The organism is Streptococcus sp. CP1998, from assembly GCF_041026655.1.
Lineage (GTDB): Bacteria > Bacillota > Bacilli > Lactobacillales > Streptococcaceae > Streptococcus > Streptococcus dentalis.
The window spans coordinates 1,786,590-1,800,584 of the sequence record NZ_CP163380.1; the positions used below are offsets into that span (position 1 = coordinate 1,786,590).

A 13,995-nucleotide genomic window follows, 5' to 3' on the forward strand; every position below is an offset into this window, starting at 1 on the left:
CTATCTAATAGAGTATTTCATAGAAAAAGATATTAGAGGAAGTTATGGCGATTGAAAAAACTGTCAGCGAAATTGCTGAAATTTTAGGAGTCAGCCGCCAGGCGGTCAATAACCGTGTCAAGGCGCTGGCTCCAGAAGATACCCAAAAAAACGAAAAAGGGGTTACCGTTGTAACCCGTAGTGGCTTGATCAAGCTCGAAGAAATCTACAAAAAAACTATTTTTGAAGATGAGCCAGTCAGCGATGATGTGAAGCAACGCGAATTGATGGAAATTTTGGTGGATGAAAAAAATGCTGAAATCGTCCGTCTCTACGAGCAACTCAAGGCCAAAGACGAGCAACTCGCTAAGAAAGATGAACAGTTGCGCGTGAAAGACGTTCAAATTGCTGAAAAAGACAAGCAATTGGACCAACAACAACAATTGACTTTACAAGCAATGAACGACCGCGATACCTTGAAACTTGAACTCGAACAAGCCAATGAAAAAGTGCAAGAGCAAGAAAGCAAAGGTTTCTGGGCACGCGTTTTCCGTCGATAATCTGGGGCTGGATCCTACCAGTCCCTTTTCTTTTCTACCACAGGAGATTTTCCATGAAAGCATTAGAAGATTATATCGCCTTCGATCTCGAATTTAACCAATACGAAGGTGCCTATCAGATCATCCAGGTATCTGCCGTGCGTTTCACGGACGGTAAAGAAGTCGACCACTACGACTCCTACGTTTACACCGATAAGCCTCTAAAAAGCTTTATTAACGGCCTGACCGGCATTACTCAGGATAAGATCCAAAATGCCCCTCAACTCGAGCAGGTCCTCAGTGAATTCAAGGCCTTTGTAGGAGACCGGCCCTTGATCGGATACAATGCCAAAAAGAGCGACCTACCCATCCTACTTGAAAATGGCTTGGATCTAGAAGACCAGTACGCTGTCGATGTCTTTGACGAGGCTTTCGAACGTCGTCCATCTGACCTCCACGGCATTAAAAATCTCCAACTCCACACCGTTGCAGAATTTTTGGGAGTCGCAGGAAAATCACACGATAGCTTAGAAGACGCTCGCATGACAGCTCTTGTCTACGAACAATTCCTCGAATTTGATCAAGGCCGCACCCTCCTTGAAGAGCAAGAAAACTTCTCCACCAACCCCTTCGGAGGCTTGGACTTATCCGGATTTTTTGATGAATAAAAAAAGCTCAAAACTGAGCAGTACTCCTAGAGTTAGATGTTTTCATATCTTTCTTTGGGGGTTCTTTTTATTTCATTTCTGTAAAGATTGACTAAAGTAAATTTTCATCCAACAAACAAGTAGAGCTTTTTCAAAGGCTTAACTTAAAATATTAGTTATTAAAGATTTAATCATTTCTAATTTTTTAAATATTCATTGACCAGACTTATTCTTAGATGTATAATGAGCATGTAAAATATATCACAAAGAATAATATGTAATAAGATTTAATGATTACATCTGATATTTCTCAATCATAGGGTTCTATTTTCTAGGAGAGATTTATGATTAATATCTTTAAATATCTTGATAAAAAAACAAAATACCTAACCATTATTGGAGCACTGGCAAATGGGGGTCTCGCATTAGGTCAACCTTTGGTTGTTGCCAAAGCACTATCGATAGATCAAAATAACCTTACCTATTCCTCTATTTGGAAATTTGCTCTCTTTGGTTTTTCTGTCTATTTCGCTTTGTATAGTCTAATGTTATTTTGTAATCATGCAAATAATGTCTTTAGACGTGAAATTCACATGAATATCCGAACGGCCCTTTTTCAGAAGTTAATGGAAGACAGGGAATATAGTGAAGATGAAAAGATTACCATGCTGACACAGGATATGGAATTTTTAGGAGATAACTTTTTTGAACGCTATATGTCTATTTCATGTTGGGGATTTGGGGCACTGATTACGGCGATCTATATCATTGCCCAAAATGTTTTATTGGGTTCTATCTTTGTTTTCTTCACGATCTTACGTCCCATTCCACAATTCTTGATGAATAATAAGCTAAAGAATTCAGGGGATGAAATGTCTCAGGGAAGAACAGCTGTTCATAACCAAATCTCTGATAGTATTCGAGGAGCTCAGACCTTGCGGATGAATCAAGCCTTGCCTGAAAATTCTCAGCGCGTCTGGAATATCAATCTTCGTTATCAACGAGCTATTCAAAGGTTTGCTTTTACCCATAATATTGTTTTCTTTTGTAATGGTTTTATGGTCTTTCTGAGCCAAGTACTCCCCTTGGTATTAGGGTTCTTCCTTGCTATGCAGGGTCATCATGTTTCAGTGGCTAGCCTGGTTGCTATGTATATTGCTGCTGGTCAACTGGTAGGGCCTATCCAAAATATCATGTATGATGTGGTTGAAGTACAAGGAGCCAAAACAACGGCAGAAAAGATTTTCGGAATTTTAAATCGAGCAGATGATAGTGAATCGGACAATCATTCGATCTCTCAAGTAGAAGAACTAGAAATTTCTCATTTAAGTAAATCTTATAACGGTAGAGAGATTCTTCGCGATCTTAATCTAGCCATTCGACAAGGCGAAAAAGTCCTCATCAAAGGGCCAAGTGGCTGTGGGAAATCAACCCTCTTCCGAATGATCACAGGAGAAGAAAAGCCGGATGCCGGAACGATTACTTGTCGTACAAGGGATGGTGTTAAAACAAGTCACTTTGTTCGTCAGGTAGGCATTATCAGCCAGCATCCTTTCCTCTTTAATGATACTGTTCGCTACAATCTCAGTTTGGGACAAGAGTTTTCAGATCAAGAATTAGAGACTGTTTTAAGACAAGTCAAACTCGACCATGAACTAACTGATGGGCTTGATTTTGTAATCACTAATAACGGAGAAAATATTTCAGGCGGACAACGTGTCCGGATTGAACTAGCCCGCTTCCTACTTCGTAAAAAGGATATTTTATTAGCAGATGAGGTAACTGCAGCTCTTGACGTAGAAAATAGTCAAATGGTTCGAGACTTGATTTTCTCACTACCGATGATGGTGTTAGAAATCGCTCACCATATTGATGATGAAAGTCGATACGATCAAGTCATTGAACTAAGAAAAGAATAAAATTGCTGACATAAACCTAAAAATATATCGTTAGTGTTTCAAAGAAAGAAAATACTAAAACTTTCCGCCGTGAGAAAAGTGCCTGAAACAATAACGTTTCAGGCACTCGGAATTATTGAGACCTTAGGCTCAATAATTAGTCTTGGAACTTCCTGGATTGCTGAAATCATCCACTGGATAATTTCACCTAACGTCCGTACTCACCCAAGGAAAGTTTTTAATATGACTTTGTCTTCAATCTGAAAAAGGCTCAAAACTGAGCCTCTTTTGAGTTAATGAAAACTTCCTTAGCTTAAAATGGTAATTTTCCTGCGAAAGCACCGAGTTTTTTCTTGGTTGCCGCATCAATTTCTTCAATGGCAGCATTGATGGCTTGAACCGTCATATCAGAAAGAGTTTCTGTATCTTCTGGGTCGACCACTGCGGCATTGAAATCGATGGAAACAACCTTCTTATCACCTGTAAGAGTTGCAACAACCAAGTCTTGAGCAGATTTCCCTACAAATTGAGTTGCGGCTAATTCTGCTTGGCTTTGCTCCATTTGCTTTTGCAATTTTTGAGCTTGCTTCATCATATTTTGCATATTCATCATAGTAATTACATTCCTTCCAACTTCTGAAATTTACAGTTCATTATACCATTTTTTAGACGCTTGGAAAAGCTTTGGATAGTAATCATGAAAAGCTTCTTTCACTCCGGATGGATTTTTAAGCTTTCACTACAAAATGAAAGAGAGCCTTTTTGAGCCTCTCTCAGAAAAATAATAAATTGTTTTAGGATAAAATCATCGAAGCCACAATTGGACTAATGAACACATACAAAATTCCTGTGATCCCTATTGCCAATCCTGCCATAGCACCGGCCACATGACCATACTTAAACGCTGTCCCTGTTCCTACTGCATGTCCAGTTCCTCCAAGGGCTAAACCAATAGCTACTGGATCTTTTATTTTTAACAGTTTCAATATCGTTGGACCCAAGACACTTGTCAATAATCCAGTTGCCACAACTACAACAAGTGTAATGGTCGTAATTCCTTGCATTTTTTCAGTAATCCCAACTGCCATTGCAGTCGTAACCGATTTTGGAAAGAGCGAAATGGCTAGAAAGTACTTCATTCCAAATGCTTTCGCGATCAATGCTGTAAAAATCGTATTCACAATAACTGCCACTGTCGAGCCGATCAGAATACTCCGTGCATGATGCTTCATCAAATGGAAACTTTTATAGAGAGGAATCCCCAAGGCGACTGTTGATGGTCCAATCAACTGATTTAACAGGGAACCACCGACATAGTAATCCTTATAAGAAATTCCTGTAATCATTAAGAATAAGATAACGATTACTGTAGCCACTAAAAGTGGCGTTGTTATAGGATGGGGATACCTGCGGAAGATTAACATTCCAATCAAATAAGCCCAAATAGATAAGACAATCCCAAATAAAGGATTACTCGCAAAATTAGCCATGCTTGCGTCCCCCTTCTGGATAATCACCTTCAAAACGATTTTTTATAAAACTAACCACAATTGCAATTAAAGCCACATTGATGACCAAGGCTCCAACTAGAATCAACATGATCGGAAATAGATAAGGAGCAATCACATGGAATTTATCCATGATACCGACCGCAGGGGGAAGAAACAGAATCGTCATGTTGGCTAATAAAAAATTTCCTACCATATTGACGTGGCGCATGCGTAGTAACTTAAACTGCAATAATAAAAATAGGATCAACAGCCCGATCATACTTCCAGGAATTGGTAAGTGCAACCCATCCGAAATGATTTCACCAATTAATGAAATCGTGAATATAATCGTCAGTTGTACATATAATTTCATCTTCATCTCCCTTTTTATGGATCATTTCCAATAAGGATTCGTATCCTCGCTTCTGCTTACTTAGAAGTAAACATCCATTTATCCCTATCAGTTTACTCCTTTTCGGAAAATTTGCAAGCTTTTTTCTAAAAAAATAAAACAAATTACCAAAAATTGAAGCTACTATTTTGATTCATGACATCCATTTTATGATACAATGAAACCAAAAACGGTTAAGTTACCATGAAAGGATCTACATGACTCATTTTCACACCATTGTCATCGGTGGGGGCCCAGCAGGTATGATGGCGACCATTGCCAGCGCCTCTTATGGCCAACCTACGCTACTGATCGAAAAAAATAAAAGGCTGGGTAAGAAACTTGCTGGTACCGGAGGAGGCCGCTGTAATGTCACGAACAACGGGACCTTAGACGATTTGATGGCCGGTATCCCTGGAAATGGCCGTTTCCTTTACAGTGTGTTTTCCCAATTTGATAATCATGATATCATCCAATTTTTCACCGATAATGGGGTAAAGCTAAAAGTCGAAGACCATGGTCGGGTCTTTCCTGTTAGTGATCAATCTCGCACCATTATTCAAGCTTTAGAAAATAAGATCCTTGAGCTAGGTGCTAGTATTGCCACCAACTGTGAAGTGGTCTCTGTCACCAAGCCAGAAGACGTCTTCATCGTCAAATCAGCTGAAAACACTTGGACAGCCGATAAGCTGATCGTTACGACTGGAGGCAAATCCTACCCTTCTACCGGCTCTACTGGTTACGGACACGAAATCGCCCGCCACTTCAAACATAGCATTACGGATCTAGAAGCGGCAGAAAGTCCTCTTTTGACAGATTTTCCACACAAGGCCCTCCAAGGGATCTCTCTGACAGATGTGACCCTCAGCTACGGCAAACACATCATCACACACGACCTTCTCTTTACCCATTTTGGACTCTCTGGTCCTGCAGCCCTTCGGATGTCTAGCTTTGTTAAAGGTGGGGAAATCTTATCTCTGGACCTCCTTCCGACTACCTCTTCTCAAGAGTTAAAAGACTTTCTAGAAGAGCATCGAGAAAAGGCCATTAAAAATAGCCTCAAAGCCCTGCTTCCTGAACGATTAGCTGATTTCTTGGCGCAAGGATTCCCTGAAAAAGCCAAGCAACTCACTCCTCCCCAGACAGAAGAGCTCATCCAAAAGATCAAAGAGATGCCTATCCCCGTCACTGGGAAGATGTCTCTAGCCAAATCCTTTGTGACCAAGGGTGGCGTCAGCCTCAAAGAAATCAATCCTAAAACCCTGGAGAGTAAGCTCGTTCCTGGACTCCACTTTGCAGGAGAGGTCCTCGATATCAATGCCCATACAGGCGGTTTTAATATCACATCCGCCCTCTGTACCGGTTGGGTAGCAGGGAGCCCTCATTACTAATAGGAATTTACTAACTTTATTCTTCATCTATTGAAATAAAATTTTTAAAAATTCTTTACAAGTTAGTATTTACTTGATAGAATGGATTGGTATAAAATTTATAAAGGAGATTATTAGAATCATGGATTTTGATTTTAGTGTTAAACTCTTTTCAGAGTTTATTGGAACGGCTTTGCTACTTATCCTCGGAAATGGTGCAGTTGCAAACGTCGAATTAAAAGGAACTAAAGGTCATCAAAGCGGTTGGCTTGTCATTGCGATCGGATATGGGATGGGAGTAATGATTCCAGCCTTGATGTTCGGTAATGTTTCAGGAAACCACATTAACCCTGCTTTTACTCTTGGACTTGCGGTTAGCGGACTCTTCCCATGGGCAAATGTTTTACCATACATCGTTGCCCAACTTCTTGGAGCTATGTTTGGACAATTGGTTGTCGTTGCAGCTCACCGTCCATACTACATCCAAACTGAAAATCCAAACAACATCTTAGGAACATTCTCAACCATTTCTAGTGTAGATAAAGGAACTCCAGAATCACGTAAAGCTGCTACAATTAATGGCTTCATCAACGAGTTTGCCGGCTCATTCGTCCTTTTCTTTGGTGCCCTTGGCTTAACAAAACATTTCTTTGGTGCAGAGGTTGCAGGTCTTGCTCAAAAAGCTGCTACTGAACAAGGAGGCGTCTTTGATGCCACTTCATCAGCAGCAAAATTGGCTTTATCACAAGCACATGCTTCAGGCCTAGGAATTGCTCACTTGGCTCTTGGATTCCTTGTTATGGCTCTTGTTACATCACTTGGAGGTCCTACTGGACCTGGTTTGAACCCTGCACGTGACTTTGGTCCTCGTTTGGTCCACGCCTTCCTTCCAAAGTCTATCTTGGGAGAGCACAAAGGTGATTCAAAATGGTGGTATGCTTGGGTACCAGTTGTAGCCCCAATTCTTGCTGCTATCTTAGCTGTACTATTGTTCAAAGTTATCTATCTTGCTTAATCTAAGTACTAAAAAACGAACTCGATTTTCCATCGAGTTCGTCTTTTTATTGTTCCTTGGTTAATGAAAAACGGAAATCATTGTATTTGGTGTAATCAAATTCTGTATTGACAGGCGCTGTGAAAACAATCGGGGTATAATGGCCTTCTTCTAAGACAAAACCTGGCTCCAGTCGGAAGTTGGCTACACCTAGCCCTGTGATCCCAGGAAGTAAGGCATCCGCTCCATCCAATCCTTCTGACTCCCAATAGTAGATATTTCCAGTTGCTTTGACAGCTCTAGCCGTATAGGTCGCTGTCCGAGTTGGTTCGCTATCATTTTTGAAGCTAACCACTGTTGTCACATCTCCATTGGCATCCACTGTCATTTTAATCGCATCCGCTTGTGGACTAGATCCTACCCAAGTTCCCACCAATTCTGCAGGGACAGGAGCTTGCGTCGTAGTAGACGCATTCTCAGTCTTAGCAGAGTCTTTTGAAGCTGTCGCGCTACTGGCTTGAGTCGAAGAGCTAGCTGTATCGTTTGCTTGAGAGGAAGATGCTGCACTCTTTTTGCTATTGCTCTTGGCTTTTTTCTCTACCTTACTGGTAGATGCTTTTGCGGATGAGGTAGCTGTCTTTTTATCCTTTGCACCACAACCACCGAGAGCTAGACCAAGTGACGCAGCCACCAGAACAGCGGCACTCCAACGGAAGATTGATTTTTTCATAAGATCACCTCTTTATCTTTCTGACCCCCATTATACTCCAATTGTTACAAAAATCAAGTTTTTTTGTAACAATTGTAATTTTTTTGTAACATATTTTTACATTTAAAACACCAATCGTAATAGGGCGATCAAGACAATTCCAAACAAGACGGTTCCCATAAGGTTTTTGTAACGAAAGGCTACAAAGAGACTGGGAATGGTCACCACTAGGTCCAACCAGTGGAACTGCGGTAGGCTTCCAATTTTCCCATCTACTAAGCTTGATAAAACCAAGGCAAAGATAATGGAAATAGGCAGGTATTTGAGAAAGCGAGTTACAGGAGCCGGCAGTCCCTTGTATTTGACTAATAGGAAGGGCAAGATCCGAGGAATCCAGGTAACGAGGGCTGAAGCCAGAATGGCCATGAAGATATAATTATTCATGCGCATCACAGACCACCCCCACAAAACAGCCGATCAAGGTCGCAGCTAGCACAGCTAGCGGTTGCGAAACAAAAAAGAGTAAGAGAAAGAAACTCACTGCTACTGCTAACAGCACCGTGAGCATAGTCTTGGTCTTTTCTGTCAGTTGCATTCCTTGAAACTGGGCTGCAAAAATCCCAATAAACATAGCCACCAAAGCAAAATCAAGCCCAAAAGCCTTTGGATCAGGTAGGAGAGATCCTAGAGCTGTTCCGATAACCGTCGCACTGATCCAGGCCACATAGCCTACTAGATTGTTCCCATGCATCCAAGGAACTGTAATGGTATCTGTCTTTAACTTCTCGCTCAAGTAGACCCCATAACTCTCATCGGTCAGGAGGCTTCCAATCCCAATGGTATGAGAGAGACTAGCATCCTTAAAGTCAGACGACGTATGCAGACTCATCAACATATTACGAAGATTGATCAAACACACCGTCAAGGCCATATTCAAGATCGAAGAATGAGCCGCAATCAGAGAGATCATCGCAAACTGGGCCGCCCCAGCATAGACCAATACACTCATCAAGGCCATCTCCAAAGGAGAAAGATAGGGAGACGCCACCACACCGCAAGCTAGGCCAATACTGATATAGCCCAAAGCCGTCGGTAGCGCGTCCCTCACCCCCTGCCAAAAATCTTTTTCCACTCTCTCACTCCTTTCTGAATCATTGACCTCTATTATAACACAAGAAAAAAGGTTGAAAAAGGACCGATGAGAGAGAAAGCTTTATAATCCATGCCCTCCTCAATCTTTCATTCCTTCTATCATACCGAATTTTCTTTCGACTCGCAAATCCGCTACTAGTTGGTGAGATCTAGCAAAAAAGCCATTGGAATCGCTCATCCAATTGGCTCCTTTTTCTTACTCAATTCCTTCAAAGGCTAGGCTTGGTTTGGCATTGAGGTCCCAGCCTGCGAAGTTTTCTTTGTTCCATTCGCTGACGCTGGCATAGGCGATCATCCCTGCATTGTCCCCGCAGAGGCGCAGTGGCGGAATGATGACCTTAACATCGGTGATGTCAGAAGCCAAGCGTTCACGAAGGCCTTGGTTGGCTGCGACCCCACCAGCGACGACTAGAGTCTTGACTGGATATTTCTCCAAAGCCTTTTTGGTCTTGGCCATGAGAATGTCTAGTACGGCTGCCTGAAAACTCGCTGACAGGTCTGCATTGGAGAGGCTTTCTCCTTTTTGCTCGGCATTATGGTGCAGATTGATAAAGGCCGATTTGAGTCCTGAAAAAGAGAATTCCAGATTGTCTTCCTTGATCATGGCTCGAGGGAAATCGTAGATATCAGATCCTTGGTGGGCCAGCTGATCAATTTCACGTCCTGCTGGATAGGTCAAGCCCATGACGCGCCCGACCTTGTCATAAGCCTCTCCGACAGCGTCATCACGGGTCTCTCCAACGATCTTATAATCACCAGCTTCACTGACGTAGACTAGCTCGGTATGTCCTCCACTCACCAACAAGGCCAAAAGCGGAAACTCTAAGGGCTCGATGCTTTGAGCAGCCATCAAGTGCCCTGCCATATGGTTGACAGGAATTAAAGGGAGGCCGTGCGCCCAGGCAAAGGCCTTGGCTGCTGCTAGGCCGACTAAAAGAGCCCCAACCAGTCCTGGACCGTAGGTGACAGCCACAGCTGTGACATCAGCTTCTGTGATCCCTGCTTCTTCTAAGGCTTCTTCGATACAAGCGGTGATGACTTCCACATGGTGACGAGAGGCTACCTCAGGTACCACCCCACCAAAACGCTTGTGACTTTCAATTTGACTGGCAATGACATTGGACAAGAGTTGGTCGTCATTTTTCAAGACAGCCACACTGGTCTCATCGCAAGATGTCTCAAAAGCCAAAATATATCTATCTTTCATTCGGGTTCCTCTTCATGATCACAGCATCCTCTATGGGATCGTGATAGTAGTTTTTCCTCCGTGCAATTTCTTCAAAATGCATTTTTTTGTATAGGCCTTGGGCCGGTTGATTGGACATGCGCACTTCTAAGAAAATCTCTTTTTGGTCCGGCAACTGCGCGAGTAACTTCTGAGCTAGGCCTTGGCCTTGGAAGGCGCGCTTGACCGCAATCTGTAGGACCTCTGCTTCATAGAGAGTCTCTTGAATAGCGACAAACCCAAGGACTTGTCCTTCATCCACAGCTAGGAAATAGGAGGTCAATTCCTGCTCTAAATCGGCTTCAATCTGCTCCAACTTCCAAGGGCTAGCTTCATAGACATCTTCCATGACAGCGAGAATAGCGGCCGCATCCTGGTTGCTCCCTTTCCTGATTGTTCCTTTCATCATAGGCGCTTGATGTAAGAGGTCGTTGTTTCTGTGTGGTCTTTGAGCCAATTTTCCTCTGCTTCGACCCGTTTGAGATAATGAGGGACAAAATCATGGAGGCTAGCAGGCGCTTGTTTGAGACCGAGACGTCCGATTTTCACTGCATCTGGCAAGGTTTCATAGTAAGTAGCCCTTGGCAGGCTAGAGGCAATCTGCTCCTTAAAGGCCGTAACTTCTCCGACAAAGGTGACCTGCTCACTTGTCGCTACACGCTCTAGGACTTCCTCAAATGAAAAATGCCCTTCTGGTGCGACCAGCTGATCATCTTGGTAAAAACCTGCATAAACGTTGTTCCGACGGGCATCCATGACAGGCACTACCAAACCTTCTAGATCATCTGGCACTAAGGCTAAGAGGCTCGAAACCCCTACCACTTCAATCCCTAAGGTATGAGCCAAGGTCTTTGCGGTTGCGACCGCAATGCGCAGTCCAGTGTAACTCCCAGGACCTTCTGCTACCACGATACGATCCAAGTCCTTGGGTGTCAAGTCGATTTGGTGCATCAAAAAATCGATGACCGGCATCAAGGTAATACTATGATTCTTTTTAATGGTTAATGTTGTTTCTGCAAGTAGAGTCTCATCTTCTAATATCGCTACAGAAAGAGCCTTACTCGAGGTATCAAATGCTAATAATTTCATCTTTTCTCCTCATTGTCTGCTTCATATTATACTACAATTAGGCACTAAACGGTAGAGGAAGGTTTCTCTCCCTATTCCTTCTATAAAAGCCCTCCCTTTTGCCATCAGATCCGCTTCCAACTTTACTTGTAAATGACTACTAATTGTACCGAATCAGGGCAAGATGAAACAAGAGTGGAGTTTCAGAACATAGAGAGATTTTTTACGATTACATGCAATCATTGTGCCTTAAATAAACAAGTTATTTTGAAATAATCTTGGTAAGGATAGATCCAATAAAACCGGTCCTAAATGAGGGTACCGGTTTTTCGATTATTGATTTTTTTGAAATTTTACTTCATTCGCCTCAGTGGCTGACTTAGAGTGAATTTGAATGAGAGCAAGTAAATTGGTAAGATCAATACTTGTTTTTCCATTTTCATCAACTTTAACAGCTAGATAATATGGGCCACTAACGTAAAATTCTCCACTTCCTTCGACGCCAAACGATCCATCCCCTTTAAATTGTACAGTTGCTAAAGTGAAAATAGTTCTCATAATCAGGTTCTTATTATAATCTTGTCCAGATGATTTTTCTGTTTCTTCCTTAATTTCGTTAAGGAAAGCCTGATTATTCTTTTGTTCTTTTGAATAATGAACTTGCGTATCTCCTTCCATGCTAGGAGCATTATACTTCAAGTACACCATATCGCCTTCAACTTTATAATTGAGTAATTCATATGCACCTGCTTGAGCCAGTGAGTTCGTATAAATTTTTAGCTTCATTGGTCCGTAAACCTTAATTGGATAAGTGACACCATCTAATTCGGCGGTCGCATCGTTATTGAATGTTGGATGATTTTTAGTAATATCTTCAATCATATACTCGTTCCAAATTTTTTCATAGAGTTCCTTCTGATTGGATACTCCCGCAGCTTGGAGTAAATCTCCAATATTTGATTGGTCTACATATACAGCATCTAATAATTTTAACGCAGCAAGGACTTTGCTATCTGTAATCTCACTCTTTGTTTTTTGCAGATTCCCAACTGCGTCTAATACTGACGCAGTCAACTTAATAACTCTCTTTCCTTCTATGTCATAAAATTCTCGTTTATAGTCTTTTAACCCTGCTCCTACTAAGTTCCAGTCGAATGCAGCACCTGGATTTTTGCTGTCAGTTTTATACTCGCTAATGGATGGTGTTTTCTTTTTTGTTGAAGATTTAGTTGTCTTTACTTGACTCGTTTCATTATCTGTTTTTGTTTTTGAGCAACCTGCTACTAATAGTGATAATAGCGCAGTACCTCCTAATAAAAAGCGTTTTATTTCTTTCTTCATAAACTTCTCCTCTTTTTCTTTATAACTTGTGTACTTCATCACAATGTAGAATATAATTTCATTGTAACATATTGTTTCCCCTTTTACAACATTTCTTCCAAGCATAAAAAAGCCCCCACTATTGTAGGAGCTTTATGATCATTTTTCTTATTCAAATTTTGCTTTATTAGCTTCATTTGCTGGCTTCAAATCGATTTGTAGAAGGTTCACCAAGTTCTTATCATCAATGGTTGCATTACCTTTATCGTCTACCTTAATCGCTAAATAGTGATTGTTTTTATCGTAATAATCCATTCCTTCTAAGTTGACATAGCCATCTCCTCTAAATCCAACGGCTGCTAATCGGTAAATAAATTTATACAAGAGCGCTTTTGTAAAGTCTGTTTGTCCGACTTTTTGTGCATCTTGAAGCATCCCCTCAAAGAACGCTTTATTATTTGTTTGATAGCTTGCTTGTACTTCATATTGGTAAGTGTCAACACGTGGTGCTTTTAATTTCAAGTATACTGTATCACCTTCCACTTTATAATCTTCAAGCGTATAGGCATGACTCTTCCTAAGGCATTCGTATTTACCTTTAAGTACATTGGGCCGTAGACTTTAATTGGATACTTCACTCCTTGATACTCCACTTCCCCGTCATTTGTATATGTTGGGCGTGCTTCCTTCAAGAAGTTCACCATGTAATCATTCCAAATACGTGTGAAGAATTCTTCTTGGCTTGATGTCCCTGTTGCTTTTAGTAACACATCAAAGTTTTCTTGATTTACAAAAACTGCATCTACAAGTTTTAAAGCTTCTTTAACTTTTTTGTCAGTGATGCTCTTTTTCTTTTCATTCAAGGCATCTACTGCTTTTTGCACACCATCCAATTTCTTCGTAACTGTTTTACCACCATTTGTTTCGACAAAAGTTTGTTCGTATTTCGTCATTGGTGCGACTTTTGCATTCCAGTCAAAAGATGCTGCTGGATTTTTACTATCTGTTGTATATTCGACTACTGCTTGTTTCGTCGTTTTCGCTTCGGTTGTTTCCTTTGCTGATTCTGGTGTTGTTTTAGACTGTGAACATCCTGCCACTACCAATGATAGAATTACCACACTCCCCACTAAAAATCGTTTTGTTTCTTTATTCATAAATGCTCCTCTCCACTCTTATAGAGAATTATTTCACGATTACTTGCAATTATTAT

General features: G+C 41.4%; 15 protein-coding genes and 1 pseudogene. 5 read left to right on the top strand and 11 right to left on the bottom strand.

The genetic code is table 11. The features are described from left to right. The first annotated feature begins 29 nt into the window (after positions 1–29). From AB4X21_RS08940 to AB4X21_RS08950, 3 genes are all read left to right on the top strand, one after another. Positions 30–539, top strand: a complete 510-nt coding sequence (locus AB4X21_RS08940; RefSeq protein WP_255309074.1) for a DUF536 domain-containing protein — start codon at positions 30–32, stop codon at positions 537–539. 53 nt (positions 540–592) lie between these two features. Then, the gene (locus AB4X21_RS08945) at positions 593–1,186 is read left to right on the top strand and encodes a 3'-5' exonuclease (RefSeq protein ID WP_013904187.1); all 594 of its coding nucleotides are present in this window, start codon (positions 593–595) and stop codon (positions 1,184–1,186) included. A gap of 323 nt (positions 1,187–1,509) precedes the next feature. Further along, positions 1,510–3,084 carry an ATP-binding cassette domain-containing protein gene (locus AB4X21_RS08950; RefSeq protein WP_369087869.1) on the top strand — a complete coding sequence of 525 codons (1,575 nt, stop codon included), beginning with the start codon at positions 1,510–1,512 and terminating at the stop codon, positions 3,082–3,084. 292 nt (positions 3,085–3,376) lie between these two features. Here the strand turns inward: AB4X21_RS08950 and AB4X21_RS08955 are convergent, their stop codons facing one another. The 3 genes from AB4X21_RS08955 to AB4X21_RS08965 form a co-directional block, all read right to left on the bottom strand. Then, positions 3,377–3,676 carry a YbaB/EbfC family nucleoid-associated protein gene (locus AB4X21_RS08955; RefSeq protein WP_003005613.1) on the bottom strand — a complete coding sequence of 100 codons (300 nt, stop codon included), beginning with the start codon at positions 3,674–3,676 and terminating at the stop codon, positions 3,377–3,379. Positions 3,677–3,857: 181 nt separating this feature from the next. Then, positions 3,858–4,553, bottom strand: coding sequence for an LrgB family protein (locus AB4X21_RS08960; RefSeq protein ID WP_003008843.1), 696 nt, complete (start codon positions 4,551–4,553; stop codon positions 3,858–3,860). After that, entirely contained in the window at positions 4,546–4,926 is a 381-nt protein-coding gene (locus tag AB4X21_RS08965) for a CidA/LrgA family protein (protein WP_041818372.1), read from the bottom strand. Before AB4X21_RS08965 ends, AB4X21_RS08960 begins: the two co-directional genes overlap by 8 nt. A 236-nt stretch (positions 4,927–5,162) precedes the next feature. Here AB4X21_RS08965 and AB4X21_RS08970 point away from each other — a divergent pair, with 236 nt between their 5' ends. Both AB4X21_RS08970 and gla read left to right on the top strand, forming a co-directional pair. Then, a complete protein-coding gene (locus AB4X21_RS08970; RefSeq protein WP_369087870.1) occupies positions 5,163–6,335 on the top strand; it encodes an NAD(P)/FAD-dependent oxidoreductase in 1,173 nt (390 codons plus the stop codon). 121 nt (positions 6,336–6,456) lie between these two features. Then, positions 6,457–7,329 (top strand): aquaglyceroporin Gla, encoded by an 873-nt coding sequence (gene gla, locus AB4X21_RS08975; protein ID WP_369087871.1) that lies wholly within the window; start codon positions 6,457–6,459, stop codon positions 7,327–7,329. Positions 7,330–7,375: 46 nt separating this feature from the next. Here the strand turns inward: gla and AB4X21_RS08980 are convergent, their stop codons facing one another. The 8 genes and pseudogenes from AB4X21_RS08980 to AB4X21_RS09015 form a co-directional block, all read right to left on the bottom strand. Next, entirely contained in the window at positions 7,376–8,038 is a 663-nt protein-coding gene (locus AB4X21_RS08980; RefSeq protein WP_369087872.1) for a hypothetical protein, read from the bottom strand. Between the two features lie 102 nt (positions 8,039–8,140). Further along, positions 8,141–8,467, bottom strand: coding sequence for an AzlD domain-containing protein (locus AB4X21_RS08985; RefSeq protein ID WP_182448465.1), 327 nt, complete (start codon positions 8,465–8,467; stop codon positions 8,141–8,143). Further along, positions 8,454–9,149, bottom strand: coding sequence for an AzlC family ABC transporter permease (locus tag AB4X21_RS08990; protein WP_369087873.1), 696 nt, complete (start codon positions 9,147–9,149; stop codon positions 8,454–8,456). Before AB4X21_RS08990 ends, AB4X21_RS08985 begins: the two co-directional genes overlap by 14 nt. 216 nt (positions 9,150–9,365) lie before the next feature. After that, a complete protein-coding gene (gene tsaD, locus AB4X21_RS08995; RefSeq protein ID WP_369087874.1) occupies positions 9,366–10,376 on the bottom strand; it encodes a tRNA (adenosine(37)-N6)-threonylcarbamoyltransferase complex transferase subunit TsaD in 1,011 nt (336 codons plus the stop codon). After that, a complete protein-coding gene (gene rimI, locus AB4X21_RS09000; protein WP_369087875.1) occupies positions 10,366–10,803 on the bottom strand; it encodes a ribosomal protein S18-alanine N-acetyltransferase in 438 nt (145 codons plus the stop codon). The genes tsaD and rimI overlap by 11 nt, the downstream gene beginning before the upstream one ends. Next, positions 10,800–11,483 (bottom strand): tRNA (adenosine(37)-N6)-threonylcarbamoyltransferase complex dimerization subunit type 1 TsaB, encoded by a 684-nt coding sequence (tsaB, locus tag AB4X21_RS09005; protein WP_369087876.1) that lies wholly within the window; start codon positions 11,481–11,483, stop codon positions 10,800–10,802. The genes rimI and tsaB overlap by 4 nt, the downstream gene beginning before the upstream one ends. 312 nt (positions 11,484–11,795) lie before the next feature. After that, complete coding sequence (locus AB4X21_RS09010; RefSeq protein ID WP_369087877.1) at positions 11,796–12,803, bottom strand: hypothetical protein; 1,008 nt, start codon at positions 12,801–12,803, stop codon at positions 11,796–11,798. Positions 12,804–12,950: 147 nt separating this feature from the next. Further along, positions 12,951–13,939: pseudogene (locus AB4X21_RS09015) on the bottom strand (hypothetical protein). Between the last annotated feature and the right edge of the window lie 56 nt (positions 13,940–13,995).